Origin of the sequence: Caballeronia sp. LjRoot34, from assembly GCF_964253815.1 — a bacterium.
In the GTDB taxonomy this organism is placed as follows: Bacteria; Pseudomonadota; Gammaproteobacteria; order Burkholderiales; family Burkholderiaceae; genus Caballeronia.
Genome location: NZ_CAXUSB020000003.1, coordinates 1,638,640 through 1,657,073, shown reverse-complemented (window position 1 = coordinate 1,657,073; position 18,434 = coordinate 1,638,640). Strand labels below are relative to the sequence as shown.

Here is an 18,434-nt window from a genome sequence, read left to right as displayed (position 1 = left end):
GTCGCGGGCGCTGGCACCCGAATGAAGGGCCGCGCGATCGGCAGGACTTGCTTTCGCGCTGGCCGATCAAGGAGTAAACGAAATGACCAACCATCCTGTTGTACTCATCACGGGCGCGCTGACCGGCATCGGTCGCGCCGCCGCCTTTGCATTCGCCCGCGAAAACGCGCGGATTGTGGTGTCGGGCCGCCGCGTTGAAGAAGGCCTGAAGCTCGCCGCCGAACTGAACGCACTCGGCGCGGAAACTGAATTTCTTCAGGCGGATGTCCGCTTTGAAGACGATGTGCGCAATCTGGTCGACGGCGCAGTGGCCCGCTTCGGGCGGCTCGATGTGGCGGTCAACGCCGCGGGTGCTGAAGGCGAGTCGGCGCCCGTGATGGAGCAGACGCCCGAACGCTACGCAGCCGTCTTCGATACCAATGTGCTCGGCACGCTGCTTGGCATGAAACACGAACTGCGCGTGATGACCGCGCAAGGCAGCGGCAGTATCGTCAACATCTCGTCGACAATGGGCGCGCGCGGCGCGGCAGGCGCGTCGATCTACGTGGCCAGCAAGCACGCGGTGGAGGGTCTTACGAAGTCCGCGGCGCTGGAGGCTGCGGCGTTTGGTGTACGGGTCAATGCCGTCGCCCCCGGTCCCGTGGAGACTGCAATGCTGAATCGCCTGACGGTAAATGCGGAACGCAAGGCGGCTTTTCTCGCGGCCGTCCCGCTCAAACGCGCTGGAACGCCTGAAGAAATCGCCGACGCCATTGTGTTCGTTTCGTCCGATAAGTCGAGCTTCATGACCGGCGAAGTCCTCAGGGTCAATGGCGGGCGAACCGCGTCGTAATACCTTTGATATCCCCAGGAGATAACCGATGCTTTACGAGATCCGAACCTATACCTTCAAACCATTGCGCGCCGCTGAATGGCTTGCGTTATACAAAAGCGAGGCCCTGCCGCTTCAGAAGGAGTTCCTGGGCGAACTGATCGGCTTCTTCACCACCGAGATTGGCGACATCAGCCAGATCGTTCATATCTGGGCGTACAAGAGCCTGGACGATCGGCTTGAGCGCCGCGACAGGATGGCAGCCGACAGCCGCTGGCAAGCATTCGGCAGCAAGGTGAAGGAGTTGGATATTCTCGTCAGCATGGAGTCGCGGATCATGCGGCCCACGGACTTCTCGCCGCTGAAATAGCGTAACCAATCAAAGGAACACGCAGCCTTCAGGTTCGTCATGCGGACCGGCGGCGACGCCCTACATAGCGATGGTGAACAGCATGTCTACTCCGCTTTTCGATGACCTCCCCCCATCGCTCAAGAGCGTGCAAGCCCGCCCTCTGTTCGTCATGCGGCTAGACGTCAAGCCGATTGTGATCGTTGGTGAAACACCGGGGCCGTTTCGTCGCGTGGGAATTGTGCCGTCGGGGACGTTTGCCGGCGAGCGGCTGTCCGGCAAGGTGCTGGACGGCGGCAGCGACTGGCAAACCGTTCGCGGCGACGCAAGCACGACGCTCGACGTGCGCCTGATCCTGCAAACCGACGACGGCGTGAACCTGACGATGGCGTATCGCGGCGTACGTCACGGACCCGTTGACGTCATTCAACGACTGGAAAAAGGCGAAGAAGTCGACCCGGCGAGCTACTATTTCCGGATCAACCCCATGTTCGAAGCGCCCGCAGGAAAGTATGAGTGGCTGAACCGGATCATCGCCGTGGGGACGGGACACCGGTTCGCCTATGGGCCTGTTTACAGCGTTTTTGAAGTCCTGTAGCCGGTTCGCCGCCGGCTTCCTTCTTCCACAGAACCCGCAATGCTAGCCGGCGTGCGTTGACTGCGGCCACAGCGTGCGGCCGAAAAAGGTCAGCGTCCGATCCCACGCCAGTTGCGACCAGACCGGATCGAACTGGGTCCGGGCAATACGGCCCGGGCCGACCGCTGTTTCGTTGGCGAACGCATGATGCGCAAGGTAGCGATGAAACTCGACGTCGACCTTGGCCTCAGTCAGCTTGCTCTCCAGCGCGTCGACCGTTTCAGCCGGGAAGAATTCGTCCTGTGTGGCCCAGTGACCAAGCACGGGTGCCTTGATCTTCGATGCATCGACGTATTCGAGCGGCGGGAAGCCGTACCACACCGCGCCGGCGGATAGGTCAGGGACATGACACAGGGCCAGCAGCGTGAGCGCGCCGCCCATGCAATAGCCGGTCACGCCGACCCGCTCCGACTGCGTCTTGAGGTACTTCACGGCACCCGCTATGTCCTGACCGGCGGCATCCGCGAAATCGAGTGCGCCCAGCAGGTGGCTGGCCTCTTCCTCTTCAACGGTGGTTTTTCCGCGGAACAGATCAGGGACTAGCGCCAGATAACCGGACTGCGCGAAGCGGTCGGCGACGCCGCGGATCTGGTCGTTCAAGCCCCACCATTCCTGAATCACGACGATGGCAGGTGCGCCCTCCAGTTTCTGCGGTTTGGCCAAATAACCCTGAACGTCTTTCCCGTCAGGGCGTTGATAGGTGATCATGGATCCTGGTGACTGTTTCATGACATGGTCCTCGATTGGGCGGAACCGGTAGCATAGCGCCAGTGGCACGGGTACGCATGCCGCGGTCAGTTGTCAATGAGGAAGGGCATTGCTCTCGCTGGCCGGATTGGTGACGCAACAGGCATCCTCGCAATGCGTTCCCTGACAAAGCGTCGCAGGACGATCGCGCGGGGCTGCACCGAATGGATCACGGACTAACGGTTGCCAAATACATCGTATTCCTTATCTTTATACAATTTGATCATCAAGCGATGGCAATCAAGGCCCAGAAGCCGCAATATCGTTGAGGATGACAACGTTGAGGCCCGGTTCACAGGTTACGCCTGCCGGTACGGTACTACAGGGACCAGACATCTAGCGCCAAAAACCTCGTCAATTGAGCCGCGCCTTGATGAAATCGATGAACAAGCGGGTCCTGGCCGGCAAGAGCCGGGTATCGGTAATCGCGTGCACCTGGATCGGCGCAAGACTCCACTCCGGGAGTACCCGCCGTAGACGTCCCGACGCTACATCCTCGCGCGCAAGCTCCGTATCGAGCACGGCGATACCCACACCCGCCATCGCCAGCGCACGGCTCAGGCCGACACTGTTCATCTTGAATCGCGACGCAATCATCACATTGACCGCCTCGTCCCCGCGATGAAGGGTTCTCGACACGTCCCCCTGGCTCGTCGCCGCTTGCCCGATGCACAGCACGTGATGCGTCAGGTCGTCGGGATGGATCAGCGGCGCGGCGGCCTTGAGATAGTCGGGCGATGCATAGAGATAGCGTGGCAACAGCGCGATCTGCCGTGCGACAAGTGTTGATGGCGTTGTCGGCGGCGGTCCCATGCGAATGGCGAGATCGAACGGATCGCTCTGCAAGTCCACGCGTCGCGGCGTCAGGTCGAACTCGAAACTGATGAGCGGATAAGCCTTCGCGAACTCGCCCAGGATCGGCGCGAGATAACCGGTCGCGAGATCGACCGGCATCGACACCCGCAGCGTGCCGCTTGGACGTTCCACAACATCGAGCAGGGATTCGTGCGCGATGCGCGCTTCTTCGACAATGCTCTGACACCGCTTGAAATACACCTCGCCCGCGGCGGTGAGTTCGACCTTGCGTGTCGAGCGATGAAGCAACTGGAGGCCAATCGTCTTTTCCAGTTCCGATATATGTCGCGACAGCGTTGAATTGGGCATATCCAGCGCTTCGGCCGCGCCCCTGAAGCTTTTGGTCCGGGCGACTTCCACGAATAACCGCATATAGCTCAACAGTTCCACGATGATTGCTCCACTGGTGGATCACTGTTTTCAAGTATAGCTATTTATCCCTTGGATGGATCAATGCAACATGTCTCTACACCTCCTCAACCAAGGAATCGACATGAACGCGCTCTTCAGCACTACCCGGATTGGCCGCTATACGCTTCGCAATCGCCTTGTCATGGCGCCGATGACCCGCTCACGCGCCGATGACACCACAGGCGTGCCTTCGCCCATGGCGGTGGACTACTACGGCCAGCGCGCCGACGCCGGCCTGATCATTACGGAAGGCACCTATCCCGCGCCGATGGGCAAAGGCTATGTGCGCACGCCGGGCATCCATTCCGAGGCGCAGATCGAGGGCTGGAAGCATGTCACCGATGCGGTGCATGCCAAGGGCGGCCTTATCTTCCTGCAGCTCATGCACACCGGCCGCATCTCTCATCCGAGCCTGTTGCCGAACGGCGCGACGCCCGTCGCGCCTTCGGCAATCCGTCCCGCCGGCACGGTATTCACCGCGACGGGACCGCAAGAGTTTGTACAACCGCGCGCCCTTGAGACCGATGAGATAGCGGATATCGTCCAGGCGTATCGGCTTGCCACGCGCAACGCCTTGACTGCAGGCTTCGACGGCGTTGAATTGCATGCGGCCTCGGGGTATCTGCCCGAGCAGTTTTTGTCATCGGGAACGAACCAGCGGACCGATCTTTACGGCGGCTCGCTTGCCAATCGCGCGCGCTTCATCCTCGAAGTATTGGGCGCGATGTCTCAGGAAGCGGGCAGCGACCGCGTCGGTATCAAGATCGCGCCTGAAATGGGCTTCAACGATGTAACCGATGCAACACCGCAGGAGACCTATCGTTATCTCGTGGAGCAACTCGCCGCGCTCAAGCTGGCGTATCTGCATGTGGCGAAGACCAAGAGCGAATTCGATTACCGCACGTTCCTTCGTCCGTTATTCGATGGCCCCTATCTGGCAGGCGGCGGGCTGACCCGCGAGAGCGCGCAAGCACTGATCGAGCAGGACAACGCGGATGCAACGGTGTTTGGCAGCCTCTATCTCGCCAACCCGGATTTGCCACAGCGCTTTCTCGCCGATGCACCGTTCAACACGCCCGAGCGCGACACGTTCTATTCGCCCGGCCCGACTGGGTATATCGACTATCCCGCACTGGAGAAAGCTCAATGAACCGCGCCCTTCGTATCCACGCCTACGGCGGTCCTGACGCCGTGAAGGTTGACAACATCGCGATGCCCGCCGCCGCTTCAGGCGAGGTCGTGGTTCACGTCAAGGCCGCGGGAATCAACGGTCTCGACTGGAAGATCCGCGACGGCTGGTTGCAAAACGATTTCCCGTTGCCCCTCCCCGCGACGCTCGGCGTTGAACTAGCCGGCGAAGTGATTGAAGTCGGCGCCGGCGTGAGCGGATTCGTTATCGGCGACCGGGTCATGGGGCCCGTGGGCGGAATCGGCGCCTATGCCGATTTCATAGCAGTCGCCTCGAACATGCTGGTGAAAACGCCTGCCAGCCTGACCGACGAGCGTGCTGCGGCTATCCCCGTTGGGGCGCTGACCGCATGGCAGGCGTTGTTCGAAGCGGGAGAACTGAAACGCGGCCAGACCGTATTGATTCATGGCGCGGCCGGCGGTGTTGGGAGTTTCGCCGTCCAGTTCGCGCGCCGTGCCGGGGCGCGAGTCATAGCGACCGCTCAGGGCATCAACGCGGGTTATCTGCGTGGGTTGGGTGCGGATGAAGTCATCGACTATCGGACTTCGTCGTTCTGGGAGCGGACCAGGGACATCGATCTGGTGCTTGATCTGGTGGGCGGCTCGGCGCTCGCCAACTCGTGGCAAGTGATAACCGATGCGGGAAGAATCGTGAGCACGGCCGCGCCGGATATTGCAGCCCATACGCCAGCGGGCAAGCACGGTATCTGGTTTCAGATGCGACCCGATGCGGCACAACTTGCAGAGATTGTGAGCCTGGTCGATCAAGGCGCGGTGAAAGTGGAAGTATCGGAAGTCGCCAGATTGAGCGACGCTGCCGCTGCGATCGAGCGCAACAAGACGGGACATGGACCGGGTAAAGCGGTGATCCTGTTTCAATGAATAATGACTTCGCTGTGGGTAACCGCAGCGAAGTCATCGTTACCGATCGAGGTGATCGTGGCCGGTCAAACCGTGACCCCAATCCATGGCATCAAACCTCAGGTCATTGAGCCCCGAATTCACGTACGCGATGCCAGTTTTCATCGGCATGTCCTTCCGGGTTGCCCTCTTGTTGCCAGAGCACATACGCACGCTCGCTAAGGTGCTGGTGGGAGGCGCGTTGCCAATAGTCGTCGGCCCGCCCCTCAGGGCAACCATCCTGTTCCCACAAAAAGTAGGCGCGCGTGCGGATACCCTGCTCCAGACCCTGTCTCGTTTCCGAACTATTGTCCAGATCGTCGCCATAAGACGCCAGTTGACCGCCTCTCCCCACGTGGACCCTTGCGCTCAGGCTTGGCAGCTCGGCATCGGGTACCAGGCGCCCGTGAGCCGCTGCCTCGAGTGCCTTTGCTTCGTATCGCGCATCATCGGGGGGATCATCCGCCTGCCCAAGCGTGACCGGGTAGGTATGAATAACCGTTCCGCTGCCGTCCAACACATCAATCAAGCGCTCCGCCATTGCCGTGCTCCCCAAGGGTGTTTGCCGAACCATCGCTATCAAAGAACGAGGTAACCCGGATACAGACGCCGCGGAACCTCAGCCCTGTGCGGCTCGCCAATCACATCTGCTCATCTTCCACGATGGACCGGCGTTCCCTCGCCTTACATAAAGACGTTGCGCAAGGATCGATCCACGTGAACAAAATTCAGCATCAATCAGTCGGCGAACCCGGCCGAACCGCTCAGCGTGTCGGGTTTGCACGCAGGCGGTTCTTCTCTTATTTCGCGGCGGTGGCTGCCAGCACGGGTGAATCAGCCGGCGCGGCCCAGCTGCTGCGGCGCATGTGATGGATGATCAGCGGGACGCCGCCAAACACCACGATGCCAAGCGTCACCAGCCCGATGTACATGGCCGGCGAACCCACCGGCAACTGGTCGGGCGGGAAGAACGACACCACGAAGCTGAACACCACACCCGCGAGGCCCACGCCCGCAAAAATCCACATCCCCACGATCCCGCCTGGCACTGTGAACGGGCGCTTGAGATCGGGCGCGGAATAGCGCAGTTTTATCGCTGCGGCATACATCAGCATGTAAGCGATCAAATACAGTGCAATAGTCATTGCCGAGATCAGGAAAAATGCGACCGATACATCCTTGATGACGAAGTAAAAGCAAGACATCAGGGTAACAATCACCCCCTGCACCAGCAGGATATGAGTAGGCATCCCTTTTTTGTTCTTCGCCTGCAGCAGCGGCGGCAGTTCGCCTTCATGAGCCGTTTCAAGCAGACCACGTGAGGGGCTGCCAAGCCACGCCAGCACCCCGCTTATGGCGCCCACGCCTACCAGTAGCGACAGCGCCGATACCAGCCACTGCATGTGCCAGATGTCCGTGATGACCGCGGCGAAGGTATCGAATACGCCGGACTGCAGCGAGATCTTTTCGTACGGAAGAATGCCGGCGATCGGCAGCGCACCAAGCGCAAAAATCAGGATCGAAATGATGGCGCCCAGACCAATTGCAGCAGGGTAGCCGCGGCTCGGGCTGCGCATGTCCATCACGTGCACGGCCTGGACCTCGACGCCGGCGAACAGCAACACGATACCGGCGAGAAACGCGATGGTGCCGAAGCCATGGATCGCGGGCCAATAACGCGCCTGACCCGCTTCCGAAAGCGCCGGGTCCTTCAGATGCTGCCAGCCGAGTGCGTGCCCCGTATAGATCCAGTACGCCAGCAACGCGAGCAATACAACCCCAGGAACGATCGTGCCGATAATGAACGTCCAGTTGGCGATCCGCGCGAAAACCTCCACGCCTTGCAGCACCACCCAGGTAGAAAGCCAATAGGCAACGATGCAAAACACGCCGACATAGACGCCATTGGTCGCCAGCTCCGGGCGGCCGATCGTATAAGCGATAGCCGCCGCGCCGAACGTCAGCGCGACCGGATACCACACCACGTTTTGAATCCATTGCAGCCAGATAGCAAGAAAACCCCATCGATTGCCGAATGCCTCACCCACCCACGTATATATTCCACCGCGCCGGTCGGCGAAAGCACCGCCAAGTTCGGCGGAGATCAGTGACGCCGGGATGAGGTAGAAGATCACGGTGAACGCGAGATAGACGAACATCGTCATCTCTTCCTTCGCGAGCAGCGGCAAGCCGCGCAAGCTGGTCACCACCGCGGCCGCTGTCATCAGGCCGATTGATGTGGCACTCAGGTAAGTGCCCTTTTTTGCTGTCGCAGTCATATCAGACTCCTGGTCGTTAAGCCGTCAACTAAGTCGTCAACTAAGCCGTCAATGTCAGTTATGGTGAAAGCTCGGTCCCGCCTTTGAGTTAGGCACCGGGTTTTCCAGCAGATGCGCGATTGCATTCTTGATGTCGTTCAGCAGCAGACCCGCCATGTCGCGCGTGATGCCCCGGCGAATCAGGATGCGCTGGACGATCGTTTCCTCACGGTCAGCGGGAAGCTCGTAGGAGGCGATTTGCCAGCCCCGCATGCGAACACGGTCCGACAAGTCGAAAAGCGAAAAACCGGCGGTATCGGGGTGGCGCAGCTTGTAGCAAACCGCGGGCAGCGCGCCGCGGCCGTCGTACACCATTTCTATGGGGCTAAGTTTGGCGAGGCCGTCTGCCAGGAATTGCGCCGTGTCGGCACATTCTTGCTGGATACGCCTGTACCCCTCGTGGCCTAGCCGGAGCAACAAGTAATACTGCGCGATGATCTGCCCCGCCGGCCGCGAAAAATTGAGCGCGAACGTGGGCATGTTGCCGCCAAGATAATCGACCATGAAGATCAGGTCGTCAGGCAGGTCCTTCACGCTACGCCATACCACCCAACCTACTCCGAGCGGCGCGAGACCATATTTATGGCCCGAGCTGTTAATGGATTTCACCCGTTCTATGCTGAAGTCCCATTCCAGATCCGGTTGAATGAAAGGCGCGATAAAGCCGCCGCTGGCGGCGTCCACGTGGATGGGGATGTCCAGGCCAACATCTCGTTGCAACGCGTCCAGCGCGCCGGCGAGGGCCTTGACGGGCTCATAGACGCACGTGAAGGTAATGCCAAGCGTAGCGACCACGCCAATGGTGTTTTCATCGCAATAGGCGGCGAGCTGTTCCGGTTGCAGACCGAGCGAATCGCCGGTGAGAGGGACCTGCCTAAGCTCTACATCGAAATAACGGGCGAACTTGTCCCAGCACACTTGCACGGGTCCGCACACAATATTGGGCTTGTCGACCGGTTTGCCTTCAGCCAGGCGGCGCTTCTTCCATTGCCATTTGAGCGCAAGCCCACCCAGCATGCAGGCTTCGCTCGAACCCGTTGTGGAACATCCCGTTGTTTCCCACGAACGCGGCGCATGCCACAGATCGGCAAGCATATGAACGCAGCGTTTTTCAATCTCGGCGGTCTGCGGATATTCATCTTTATCGATCATGTTCTTATCGATCGATAAATCCATCAAGCGGCGGACTTCGTCGTCTGCATAGGTCGTGCAGAAAGTCGCCACGTTCTGACGCGAATTGCCATCCATGAAAAGTTCGTCGCGAACCAGATCAAATACCGCATGAGGCTCCGAGGGCAATTTCGGAATGCGATATTTCGGCAATGACGCGCCGGAGATAGTGGTTGAATACTCGTCATTGTTCGCTTCGGCGCTGCCGAGCGCGGGCTTAAGAAATGTCATTGATCATTCCGATGAGAAGAGGGAGCGGAAACGCCAGGCGTGCGGTGCTTGAGGCCAAGTGGCTTCGTCGCAAAGCCATGCGGTTGATCGCAGCCACGGAAACAAGAGGTGTCTTGCGGCTGTTCGGAGAGCCAGCAAAAAGATCAGGTTTGCGGTTCAGGAGCAACCGCTTCGCGCGGCCTGATACCGTTATATGCCGCTGACTCAAACGATTATTGACCTGTGTCATTCGCACTACGTGCAGGTCTTTAATTCCGGATTTAATCCCGCCATTAATCCCTGAAGCCGGCTTTGATACATGCGCCTTGCGGGTGCTCTTATGCCCGCCGGATAGATACGCTCTGGCGCCACTTGAGTTCAGGTAGCAACGCCAGATTTAGTAGACGATTACATCGCGGGAATTATCATGGGCGCATCGGTATGGTCTTCCACGCCCTTGACGCCCGGCACCTTTTCAGCGGCAATGCACATGGCACGCGCTTGCTCGGGCGACGTGACAACACCCCATAGATGAACCGTGCCGTCATTCACAATGACGTTCTCAGCGGCCACGGCCCAACGGTGACCGCCAAGTTCCCGGATAACCGCTTCGCGCAAAGTCTCGTCGGGGTTCGGCGTGCTCACGCCAGCGTCCTTAGGAACGCTGGCCAACGCCTTCACCAGGTTCGCACGGCTAACAATTCCAAGCAGCTCTCCGTCGTACAACACCGGAACGCGCTTGATCCGATGCCGCTCCAGAAGGTCCGCTATCTCACTCACCAGCGTGGTCTCCTTGACGGTGATCACCTTGGGCGTCATGACGTCCTTGACCAGGCGCGCGTTCTCCTTGATATACGTTGCGGCAAGATTCTGCGTCGACGCAAAAAATTCAAGCCACCATGAGCGTCGACGGGCTTGCGTGCCGATCTCGGCTCTATGGATGAGGTCGCCCTCGGTGAGCATGCCGAGCAAGCGGCCCTCGTCATCCACGACCGGTGCCCCGCTGATGTGATTGTCGGCAAACAGGCGCGCGGCCTCTCGCACGGTCGTGCCGGGGCCCACGGTAATGACCTTCCTGGTCATGACATCGACTGCTCGCATGGTATTTCCCTCAATGTGATCGGGCGAGCGCCTGAACAAGGGTTGAACCACCCTCATGAGAGCTCGCCGCCATTAAGAATGCTAGTGAAGGATCGCGCGGCGGACATGATTCAGATCAACTGCGTTCAGATCAACCGTACTCAGGTCAACCGTGCCGCCATCAGAAACGCATGCCTACGCCAACGCCGACCACCAGCGGATCGATCTTGAGCGACCCAAGCGATGCACCATCCGCCGTCGCGCTGGTGCGCATCCAGATTTTCTTGATGTCGAAGTTGACGAACAGATTGCGGGCGACCTGTACATCGACACCCGCTTGCAGCGCGGGGCCGAAACTTGAGTTCTTGATCGATACGGGCGTATCTCCGGCGTGCAGCCCGTTGTTATAGAACAGCGTGTAGTTCACGCCCGCGCCAACGTAGGGGCGAACCTTGCCCGCAGAGTTGAAATAGTACTGAAGCAAGAGCGTAGGCGGCAGGACGTTCACGCCGCCAAGCGCCCCGGTGTTCGACGTTACCTGATGACGCGACGTAGCAAGAATCAACTCGACGCCAATACTCTGGCGCACCATATAAACAAAATCGAGTTCGGGAACAATGGCGTTGTTCACGCCCGTTCCGATGCTTCCCAGTGTGCCGCCCGCGGAGACACTGGGCTGGATGCTGATTGCCCTGACGCGCGCAAGAATGTCGCCCTGATCGGCCTGTGCCGGCAGGCATACCGCCGATAAAGCCGCGCTCAACAGCGCCGCTGCAAATAGTGAATGCTTTTCCACGGATTTTCCCCTTGTTTTTCCGGTCGCGAATGCGCTTTTCCGTATCGGCATTTTCCGAATGCAGCCGATACCGCGCCATGATGTGGATCAGCGAACCAGCAGAACAAGGGTGCGGCGTATTGCGTTTTCCGCGCGAATTGCATCGTTCGCTTCAATATCCGTATTGCCGGGCCCATTCCGTGCTACCTAACCGGCGTATCCCACCGTATCACAATCGATCGCAGGCAAACACCCCCTCCGCCAGCCCCGCGGTTCGTGCGTGGTGCAGGAGGCATTGACCAATGTCACGCGTCACGCTGAAGCTACCCGGGTGTGCGTTCAGATGCGTGTCGTGCAAGATGAATTCCGGCTGCGCATTGAGGACAATGGCAAAGGAACAACGCTCGATAACAATCGGGGAAAGAAGAATTTCGGACTGCTCGGCATACAGGAACGGGGCCGCCAGCTACATGGACGAATAACATTCGACAGCGCGCCGAACGACGGATTTCGAATCGGCATCGGTTTACCCATCGACGCTGTCAAGGCAAACCGCGACAGCAACTAAGCCATTGCGCGCCACTCTATAGATGAATCGTTTTCGCGCGCTTCAGGTCGATCCACACCACGCCCTCGCGCAAGCCGTCGAGTACCGTTTCCCACTCGCGGGCAAAGATTTTCGAGTGCCGGAACTGATGCGTGAAATCACCCGCCGTGCCGCCATGGGCTACGTGCACTTCGCAGCAAAAACCGCCGTCGACCGGGATGCTATTGGTGGAAACGCTCCAGCCGTCCCCCGTCACTTGACCCGTCAGCGCCATATCATGTCTCCCTTACTCTCCACCCCCGACACCCCCCGACAACCGGACCATCGTCCCGTGTCGGCGCCGTCCAGCATCCTGGCCGGCAAGGCGGAACGCCTCCCGCTTCGTTACGCTTCGATAATCACCTTAAGCGCATGCGTATCGGCGGCCTGGGCGAAGGTCTCGTAGGCGTTGAGAACGTCGTTCAGCGCAAAGTGGTGGGTGATCAGCTTGCCCGCTTCCAGACGCCCTGAACGGACGGTCTTGAGCAGCATGGGTGTGCTGACGGTATCGACCAGTCGCGTCGTAATCGTGATGTTGCGGTCCCACAGCGATTCCATATGCAGATCGACTTTCACGCCGTGTACGCCCACATTGGCAATGGTGCCACCCGGCGCAATGATGGACTGGCATAGCTCGAAGCTGGCCGGCACACCAACCGCTTCGATCGCGCAATCCACGCCAATGCCACCGGTCAGCTTCTTGATTTCAGCCACCGGGTCGCCGCTTGCATTGTTCACGCACGCGGTCGCGCCGAAGGTTCGGGCCACTTCCAGCCGGTTCGCATCGCGGTCGATCATGATGATCTGCGCCGGGGCGTAGAACTGCGCCGTGAGCAACGCGGCAAGGCCAATGGGACCCGAGCCGACGATGGCAACCGTGCTGCCCGGCTGCACTTTTCCGTTCAGCACGCCGCATTCGAAACCGGTCGGAAGGATGTCCGAGAGCATGACCAATGCGTCTTCATCGGCACCGGCGGGAATCGGATACAAGCTCGTTTCCGCATGCGGGATACGCACATATTCGGCTTGCGTGCCGTCGATCTTGTTGCCAAGAATCCAGCCACCTGTCGTGCAATGGGAGTACATGCCACGGCGGCAATAATCACATTTTCCGCACGACGTGATGCAGGAAATAAGAACATGGTCGCCGGGTTTGAACGTCGAAACCGCGGCGCCTACCTGTTCGATGACACCCACGCCCTCGTGTCCCAGGATGCGGCCCGGTTCGCAGGTTGGAACATCGCCCTTCAGGATATGCAGGTCCGTACCGCAAATGGTCGTGCGCGTGACCTTGACGATTGCGTCCGTCGCCGAAAGGAGCTTCGGCATCGGCCGGTCGTCGAGGGATTTACTGCCGGGTCCGTGATACACGAGTGCCTTCATCGTCAATCTCCTTTTGTCTGGACATGCTTGGAAACGGGGCTTCCACGACAAAACTTTAGGCTTGGCGAACGCGGGCGCGGTTGACCTGTATCAACAGGTAAGAACATGCGTGCGGAAGCTCCTGCCGTGACCATCGCAGCATCGCATTGGCCGCGCTCAGGCCGCGCCGGGACGCGGCTCCTTGATCTGTATCAACGGGAAAAAAACGCGAACTCATAGACTTTTTGTAAGCGTCGGATATCCGGACTGATTCCAGGACCGAATCCGGAGCCGAGTCTGGAGCAACGCCGCCGCTCACTGCGTCACTGACGCCAACGACCCACCAACGGAGCATCTGCGATGAGCTATAAAAGCATCGTCGTTCAACTCGACATGAGCGCGCGCGCCCATCCACGCCTCGAATACGCTTTGCGTCTCGCCAGGCAATTCGACGCGCACCTGACCGGCGTGTTCTCGGCGTTTACTCCAGACCCGCGTTCTTTCTATGTCATGGCCGGCGTGGCGGACTATTACGAAGAGCACCGTAAAACCCGCCAGGAACGCCATGGCGCGCTCGAACGGATCTTTCACGCGGAATTGTTGCGCGCGGGTGTGACGGGGCAGTGGGTCGATCACCCTGATTCCGCGGACGAAGCGATTCCTCGCTATGCCCGTTACGCGGATCTGGTCGTGGCGGGGCAGGATGATCCGGACGATCCGGAATCATTTATCGCCGATCATTTCCCCGAAACGCTCGTCATGACCGCGGGCCGCCCTGTGCTGTTCATCCCCTACACCGGGGTGTTTCCGGCGCTTGGCGCGAACATCATGGTTGCGTGGAACGGCAGCCGCGAGTCGGCCCGGGCTGTCCACGACGCGATGCCGCTGCTGCAGCGTGCCGAAAGGGTCACCGTCGTCAGGCTCAACGAGTCGCAAGGCGACAACCGCATTCCAGGCGCCGACATCGCGCTCCTGCTGGCACGGCACGGCGTCAAGGCCGAAGTGGCGGCAATCGACGGTGTCAACGACGTACCCATGGGCGACATGCTGATTTCGCGCGCGTCGGACCTGGGTGCCGATCTCATCGTCATGGGCGCGTATGGCCACTCGCGCTGGCAGGAACTCGTGATGGGCGGCGCGACGCGCACCATGCTGGAGTCCATGCCCGTACCCGTATTGATGTCGCATTGATGTTGCTTTAGAACCAGGTTTAGAACCAAGGAGATTCTTCATGTACAACCGCATTCTCGTTCCTATCGATGGCAGCGAAACGTCAGAACACGCCCTCGACGCCGCCCTGGAACTCGCTCACGAACACGACGCGGAACTCAAGCCGGTTTATGTGGTGGACGTGCCGCAATTGATGTATTCGGGGCCGGCCTGCGACCCGTCGCTCGTACGCGAAGCTTTTGTCAAAGAGGGGGCGCTAGTGCTGGCCGACGCGGCCGCCAAGATGCTGCGCGCGGGTGTCAAAGGCTCGACGCTCGTCGTTGAAGTCGATCCTTTGGGTGACGATATTGCCCAAAGGATCACGGCCGCCGCGAAAGATTTCAGCGCCGATCTCGTGGTCATGGGCACGCACGGGCGGCGCGGCTGGCGCAGGCTCGTGCTGGGCAGCGTGGCCGAGCGTTTCTTGCGGATTTCGACCCGGCCAGTGCTGCTGGTACCGCTGAATTCCGCGGAAAAAAAGGAACCGCGCAAAGCGAGCAGCACGCCGGACGTTGCCGACGCGTCTTTATAAGCGTCTTTATCAGTAAGGGCGGGACCGTCCCGATCCGGCCCGACGCCTGAGCACCACATGAGCGCCGCCGGTCGGGCCGTTAGCGAATGCGCTAGAGCGCGAGTGCCGCATCGTCGCGCTGATCGTCACGAACGGTGAGGACCGGAACATGACTCGAACGCAAAACTGTTTCCGCGACGCTGCCGATCAAATGCCGGCGCGTGCCACGCGGTCCATGGGTCCCCATCACGATAAGATCCGCTTCGAACGCCTGGGCCGCTTGCATGAGGGCGCCCGGGATGCTTGCGCCGTGTGCATCAATGATCTGAGTAATGCAGCGTACCCCGCTGCGATCGCACAAGTCGCGCACATGATCGAGCTGCCAATGCGCGCCGCTATCGGCCGCCTCGCCCGCCTCTTCTCTGGCCTCTTCTCCGATAACCCCGCCCACAAGATCACAAAAGTCGTGCGAGACAACGCACGCCACCATCAACTCCGCATCGACGACCTGCGCCAGCTTGAGCGCCTCTTCAAGTGCAAGGCGCGCGCTGACGCTGCCGTCGAGCGCTACCAGAATTCGTTTGTACATGACCCGCTCCCCGGATGTCCTTCATGCTTCAGTGTCCGTGTGCAGGCCCGCCGGCCACTTGATCCACATCAATTCACGCGGCCGGGGGTATGCCGCACAAATCACGTCCGGCGCGGCACGGTATGATCCGCACAACCGCCCGACCCTGGCGGCACGCATTTCCCCCTTCCCCGGAGACCCCATGTCCGCGCCACGGCGTAACACGGCATCGCAGACCGCATTGCAGCGCGGCGCCAGCCGACAGACCCGCCTAACGGGCATGGTTGGCATGGCCGGTGCCCTCCTGTTCACCGCGAGCGCCGCCTTCATGGCGTTCAGGCGCCACGGCGCGAAGGCCGCGAAAGCCGCAAACGCCGCAAACGCCGCGACACCGGCTTCAACACGCCTTGACGAAGCGCGACTGCGCGGCATCATCCGCTCGTCGATGGAGGCGATCATTACCATCGACGAAAACCAGCGAATCGTCATGTTCAACCCAATGGCGGAACGTCTGTTCGACTGCCCCGCCGCCGACGCGCTCGGTACCTCCCTCGCCCGCTTCGTTCCCGAGCGCTTTCGCGCCGGTCACGAAGCGCATGTGCGCCAGTTCGGCGTCACCGGCGTGTCCGACCGGCAAATGGGCGGGCGGCGCATCCTGTACGGCCTGCGCGCGACCGGGGGTGAGTTCCCGCTCGAAGCATCGATCTCCCAATTCGGCGATGAAACCGGCAAGCTTTACACGGTGATGCTGCGCGACATCAGCGCGCAAGTCGACGCTGAACGCTCGCTGCAGCGCTCGCACGAGGAACTGCGGGAGCTCTCCGCGAATTTGCTGAGTATCCGCGAGGAAGAAAAGTCCCGTATTGCAAGGGAGTTGCATGACGACCTGGGCCAGCAATTGACCGCGCTGAAAATGGATATCTCCTCGCTCGAACTTAGCCCCGGAACGGACGCCGAGGCGCGCGCGCAATTGCGCGGCATGCAGCGCCTGATCGACGCAACCGTCGCCTCGATGCGCCGGATAGCCGCCGACCTGCGCCCGGTAATGCTCGATGACCTGGGCCTGGTCCCGGCCATCGACTGGCTGGCGATCGACTTTACGAACCGCTACGGCATTGACGTCGAGCGGCGGATCGACGCGAGGCACACCATTTTCAGCCGCGACGGCGCAACCGCCGTGTTCCGGATCGTGCAGGAGGCGCTGACCAACGTGGCGCGTCATGCGCAAGCTACCCATGTCAATCTGGCGTTGTATCTGGAAGGTGAGCGCTGCATCCTGCGCATTGCCGACGACGGCATAGGCGCACATGGGCGTGCCGACGCCGGGCGCAAGTCGTTTGGTCTTATCGGCATCCGCGAGCGGGCGCACGGGCTGGACGGGTCGGTCTCGATCGAGTCCGGCATCGGACAAGGGTTTGCTGTGACCGTGACATTCCCGCTGGCGACCTTGCAACAGGACGAGCCTTTCTCCAGCAATCCAGAAAACACCGAGGAAGAACCGCTGCAATGACCCGAGTATTGATCGCCGATGACCACGCCCTCGTACGCGACGGGCTACGCCATATCCTGCTGAGCGCGAATGGCCTGGAGGTCGCTGGTGAAGCCAGCGACGGCGCTTCCACCATGGCGATGATCCGCGCCACCCCGGCGGACGTGCTGGTCCTCGACCTGTCGATGCCCGGCAGGAACGGCGTCGAACTGCTCAAGCAGATCAAGGACGAGAAACCGTCGCTGCGCATCCTGGTCCTGACAATGCATGCCGAACAGCAATACGCGGTGCGTGCGTTCAAGGCGGGGGCATCGGGGTATCTGACCAAGGAAAGCGCGAGCGCTGAACTGGTCACGGCCGTGAGCAAAGTCGCGGCAGGCGGCGTGTACGTCAGCCTCGCGATGGCCGAGCGGCTCGCACAAAGCCTGAACGATCCGGCCGACGACCTGCCGCACCGGCGGCTTTCCGACCGCGAATTCGAAGTATTCCGGCGCATCGCGGCGGGCGAAACGATCACGCAAATCGCCCAGGCGCTGTCGGTGAGCGCCAAGACGGTCAGCACGTACAAAACGCGCATCCTCGAAAAAATGCAGATGCCGCACGACACCGCGCTGGTCCGCTATGCCATGCGCCACAAGCTCTTCGACGACGACTGCGACGCCTGAAAGATCGCCTAAAAACGCGCCTGAAATCCCGAATACCCCCGCCCAATACGCTTGGCGCCAGCGTGTAGTCCGATCCCTACAGCCCTTCCAAAACCCCTACATCATGTCTGGCCGCTCGCCGATTTTATTTTGAGATAGCCTCGAACATACTTCGAGGCATGAACTCAAACGGTTGCGCTCCATGCTGAAGATCTTCCTCGTCGATGACTCGGGCCTTGTGCGCCGCCGCCTCTCTGCCCTGATTGGCGCGCTGGACAGTGTGGTGATCGTGGGCGAGTCCGAAGAAGCGGACTCGGCGCTTGGGTGTATCCGCATGACCCGCGCCGATCTCGTGATCGTTGACCCGCATCTGGCGGGTGGCAGCGGCATGGAGATCGTTGAATCACTGGCGCGCGCCACGTCGCCTGTCCTGACCATGGTGTTGACCAATCATTCGGGACCGGCATTTCGTGCTGCTTGCCAGCGTGCCGGCGCAAGCTATTTCTTCGACAAGACCGGCGAGTACGAACTGGCCCGCGACACCATCGTGCGACTGGCCAATAAGCACCGCCGCGAGCGCATACGCTGCGAGCCGGCATGACCGTCTCTCACTC

Annotated in this window: 20 protein-coding genes and 1 pseudogene; 11 read left to right on the top strand and 10 right to left on the bottom strand. The window is 60.5% G+C overall.

Annotated features, from left to right (window positions below; genetic code table 11):
- Positions 1 to 82: 82 nt before the first annotated feature.
- The 3 genes from ACSQ36_RS38340 to ACSQ36_RS38330 all read left to right on the top strand — a co-directional run bounded on the left by ACSQ36_RS38340 (position 83) and on the right by ACSQ36_RS38330 (position 1,758).
- Positions 83 to 832: an SDR family NAD(P)-dependent oxidoreductase gene (locus tag ACSQ36_RS38340; protein ID WP_436186137.1), complete on the top strand. Its 750-nt coding sequence runs from the start codon at positions 83 to 85 to the stop codon at positions 830 to 832.
- Between the two features lie 28 nt (positions 833 to 860).
- Complete coding sequence (locus ACSQ36_RS38335) at positions 861 to 1,181, top strand: NIPSNAP family protein (RefSeq protein WP_436186136.1); 321 nt, start codon at positions 861 to 863, stop codon at positions 1,179 to 1,181.
- A gap of 82 nt (positions 1,182 to 1,263) precedes the next feature.
- Positions 1,264 to 1,758, top strand: a complete 495-nt coding sequence (locus ACSQ36_RS38330; RefSeq protein ID WP_436186135.1) for a DUF3237 domain-containing protein — start codon at positions 1,264 to 1,266, stop codon at positions 1,756 to 1,758.
- Between the two features lie 42 nt (positions 1,759 to 1,800).
- Here ACSQ36_RS38330 and ACSQ36_RS38325 read toward each other — a convergent pair whose 3' ends face one another.
- Together ACSQ36_RS38325 and ACSQ36_RS38320 are read right to left on the bottom strand one after the other, a co-directional pair.
- Positions 1,801 to 2,526 (bottom strand): dienelactone hydrolase family protein, encoded by a 726-nt coding sequence (locus tag ACSQ36_RS38325; RefSeq protein WP_436186134.1) that lies wholly within the window; start codon positions 2,524 to 2,526, stop codon positions 1,801 to 1,803.
- 372 nt (positions 2,527 to 2,898) lie between these two features.
- The gene (locus ACSQ36_RS38320; protein ID WP_436186133.1) at positions 2,899 to 3,789 is read right to left on the bottom strand and encodes a LysR family transcriptional regulator; all 891 of its coding nucleotides are present in this window, start codon (positions 3,787 to 3,789) and stop codon (positions 2,899 to 2,901) included.
- A gap of 103 nt (positions 3,790 to 3,892) precedes the next feature.
- On the opposite strand from ACSQ36_RS38320, the gene ACSQ36_RS38315 reads away from it, so the two are divergent.
- A complete protein-coding gene (locus tag ACSQ36_RS38315; protein ID WP_436186132.1) occupies positions 3,893 to 4,960 on the top strand; it encodes an alkene reductase in 1,068 nt (355 codons plus the stop codon).
- The gene (locus ACSQ36_RS38310) at positions 4,957 to 5,880 is read left to right on the top strand and encodes an NADP-dependent oxidoreductase (RefSeq protein ID WP_436186131.1); all 924 of its coding nucleotides are present in this window, start codon (positions 4,957 to 4,959) and stop codon (positions 5,878 to 5,880) included. Before ACSQ36_RS38315 ends, ACSQ36_RS38310 begins: the two co-directional genes overlap by 4 nt.
- 103 nt (positions 5,881 to 5,983) lie before the next feature.
- On the opposite strand, the gene ACSQ36_RS38305 is transcribed toward ACSQ36_RS38310, so the two are convergent.
- The 5 genes from ACSQ36_RS38305 to ACSQ36_RS38285 form a co-directional block, all read right to left on the bottom strand.
- The gene (locus tag ACSQ36_RS38305) at positions 5,984 to 6,439 is read right to left on the bottom strand and encodes a DUF2934 domain-containing protein (protein WP_436186130.1); all 456 of its coding nucleotides are present in this window, start codon (positions 6,437 to 6,439) and stop codon (positions 5,984 to 5,986) included.
- 259 nt (positions 6,440 to 6,698) lie between these two features.
- Complete coding sequence (locus ACSQ36_RS38300; RefSeq protein WP_213762980.1) at positions 6,699 to 8,177, bottom strand: amino acid permease; 1,479 nt, start codon at positions 8,175 to 8,177, stop codon at positions 6,699 to 6,701.
- A gap of 54 nt (positions 8,178 to 8,231) precedes the next feature.
- Positions 8,232 to 9,617 (bottom strand): glutamate decarboxylase, encoded by a 1,386-nt coding sequence (locus ACSQ36_RS38295; RefSeq protein ID WP_436186129.1) that lies wholly within the window; start codon positions 9,615 to 9,617, stop codon positions 8,232 to 8,234.
- A 387-nt stretch (positions 9,618 to 10,004) separates the two neighbouring features.
- Positions 10,005 to 10,697 (bottom strand): CBS domain-containing protein, encoded by a 693-nt coding sequence (locus ACSQ36_RS38290; RefSeq protein WP_436186128.1) that lies wholly within the window; start codon positions 10,695 to 10,697, stop codon positions 10,005 to 10,007.
- 160 nt (positions 10,698 to 10,857) lie between these two features.
- A complete protein-coding gene (locus ACSQ36_RS38285; RefSeq protein ID WP_213762988.1) occupies positions 10,858 to 11,523 on the bottom strand; it encodes an OmpW family outer membrane protein in 666 nt (221 codons plus the stop codon).
- A gap of 208 nt (positions 11,524 to 11,731) precedes the next feature.
- Here ACSQ36_RS38285 and ACSQ36_RS38280 point away from each other — a divergent pair, with 208 nt between their 5' ends.
- Entirely contained in the window at positions 11,732 to 12,019 is a 288-nt protein-coding gene (locus ACSQ36_RS38280) for an ATP-binding protein (protein WP_436186127.1), read from the top strand.
- 16 nt (positions 12,020 to 12,035) lie between these two features.
- Here the strand turns inward: ACSQ36_RS38280 and ACSQ36_RS38275 are convergent, their stop codons facing one another.
- Positions 12,036 to 12,272, bottom strand: a complete 237-nt coding sequence (locus ACSQ36_RS38275) for a hypothetical protein (RefSeq protein ID WP_213762992.1) — start codon at positions 12,270 to 12,272, stop codon at positions 12,036 to 12,038.
- 110 nt (positions 12,273 to 12,382) lie between these two features.
- Entirely contained in the window at positions 12,383 to 13,420 is a 1,038-nt protein-coding gene (locus tag ACSQ36_RS38270; protein WP_436186126.1) for a zinc-dependent alcohol dehydrogenase family protein, read from the bottom strand.
- A gap of 339 nt (positions 13,421 to 13,759) precedes the next feature.
- On the opposite strand from ACSQ36_RS38270, the gene ACSQ36_RS38265 reads away from it, so the two are divergent.
- Positions 13,760 to 14,590, top strand: coding sequence for a universal stress protein (locus ACSQ36_RS38265; protein ID WP_436186125.1), 831 nt, complete (start codon positions 13,760 to 13,762; stop codon positions 14,588 to 14,590).
- 40 nt (positions 14,591 to 14,630) lie between these two features.
- Positions 14,631 to 15,140, top strand: a complete 510-nt coding sequence (locus tag ACSQ36_RS38260) for a universal stress protein (protein WP_213762997.1) — start codon at positions 14,631 to 14,633, stop codon at positions 15,138 to 15,140.
- A gap of 91 nt (positions 15,141 to 15,231) precedes the next feature.
- Here ACSQ36_RS38260 and ACSQ36_RS38255 read toward each other — a convergent pair whose 3' ends face one another.
- The gene (locus ACSQ36_RS38255; RefSeq protein ID WP_436186124.1) at positions 15,232 to 15,708 is read right to left on the bottom strand and encodes a universal stress protein; all 477 of its coding nucleotides are present in this window, start codon (positions 15,706 to 15,708) and stop codon (positions 15,232 to 15,234) included.
- Between the two features lie 124 nt (positions 15,709 to 15,832).
- On the opposite strand from ACSQ36_RS38255, the pseudogene ACSQ36_RS38250 reads away from it, so the two are divergent.
- The 3 genes and pseudogenes from ACSQ36_RS38250 to ACSQ36_RS38240 form a co-directional block, all read left to right on the top strand.
- Positions 15,833 to 17,197: pseudogene (locus tag ACSQ36_RS38250) on the top strand (histidine kinase); the annotation flags it as partial.
- Entirely contained in the window at positions 17,194 to 17,841 is a 648-nt protein-coding gene (locus ACSQ36_RS38245) for a response regulator (RefSeq protein ID WP_213763001.1), read from the top strand. The pseudogene ACSQ36_RS38250 and the gene ACSQ36_RS38245, both read left to right, overlap by 4 nt.
- 181 nt (positions 17,842 to 18,022) lie before the next feature.
- Positions 18,023 to 18,421 carry a response regulator gene (locus ACSQ36_RS38240; RefSeq protein WP_213763002.1) on the top strand — a complete coding sequence of 133 codons (399 nt, stop codon included), beginning with the start codon at positions 18,023 to 18,025 and terminating at the stop codon, positions 18,419 to 18,421.
- Positions 18,422 to 18,434 lie beyond the last annotated feature (13 nt).

Coding starts and splice junctions, on each gene's coding strand:
- ACSQ36_RS38340 (WP_436186137.1), top strand. CDS start 83: ATGACCAACCATCCTGTTGTACTCATCACGGGCGCGCTGACCGGCATC.
- ACSQ36_RS38335 (WP_436186136.1), top strand. CDS start 861: ATGCTTTACGAGATCCGAACCTATACCTTCAAACCATTGCGCGCCGCT.
- ACSQ36_RS38330 (WP_436186135.1), top strand. CDS start 1,264: ATGTCTACTCCGCTTTTCGATGACCTCCCCCCATCGCTCAAGAGCGTG.
- ACSQ36_RS38325 (WP_436186134.1), bottom strand. CDS start 2,526: ATGAAACAGTCACCAGGATCCATGATCACCTATCAACGCCCTGACGGG.
- ACSQ36_RS38315 (WP_436186132.1), top strand. CDS start 3,893: ATGAACGCGCTCTTCAGCACTACCCGGATTGGCCGCTATACGCTTCGC.
- ACSQ36_RS38310 (WP_436186131.1), top strand. CDS start 4,957: ATGAACCGCGCCCTTCGTATCCACGCCTACGGCGGTCCTGACGCCGTG.
- ACSQ36_RS38305 (WP_436186130.1), bottom strand. CDS start 6,439: ATGGCGGAGCGCTTGATTGATGTGTTGGACGGCAGCGGAACGGTTATT.
- ACSQ36_RS38300 (WP_213762980.1), bottom strand. CDS start 8,177: ATGACTGCGACAGCAAAAAAGGGCACTTACCTGAGTGCCACATCAATC.
- ACSQ36_RS38295 (WP_436186129.1), bottom strand. CDS start 9,617: ATGACATTTCTTAAGCCCGCGCTCGGCAGCGCCGAAGCGAACAATGAC.
- ACSQ36_RS38290 (WP_436186128.1), bottom strand. CDS start 10,697: ATGCGAGCAGTCGATGTCATGACCAGGAAGGTCATTACCGTGGGCCCC.
- ACSQ36_RS38285 (WP_213762988.1), bottom strand. CDS start 11,523: ATGCCGATACGGAAAAGCGCATTCGCGACCGGAAAAACAAGGGGAAAA.
- ACSQ36_RS38275 (WP_213762992.1), bottom strand. CDS start 12,272: ATGGCGCTGACGGGTCAAGTGACGGGGGACGGCTGGAGCGTTTCCACC.
- ACSQ36_RS38270 (WP_436186126.1), bottom strand. CDS start 13,420: ATGAAGGCACTCGTGTATCACGGACCCGGCAGTAAATCCCTCGACGAC.
- ACSQ36_RS38265 (WP_436186125.1), top strand. CDS start 13,760: ATGAGCTATAAAAGCATCGTCGTTCAACTCGACATGAGCGCGCGCGCC.
- ACSQ36_RS38260 (WP_213762997.1), top strand. CDS start 14,631: ATGTACAACCGCATTCTCGTTCCTATCGATGGCAGCGAAACGTCAGAA.
- ACSQ36_RS38255 (WP_436186124.1), bottom strand. CDS start 15,708: ATGTACAAACGAATTCTGGTAGCGCTCGACGGCAGCGTCAGCGCGCGC.
- ACSQ36_RS38245 (WP_213763001.1), top strand. CDS start 17,194: ATGACCCGAGTATTGATCGCCGATGACCACGCCCTCGTACGCGACGGG.
- ACSQ36_RS38240 (WP_213763002.1), top strand. CDS start 18,023: ATGCTGAAGATCTTCCTCGTCGATGACTCGGGCCTTGTGCGCCGCCGC.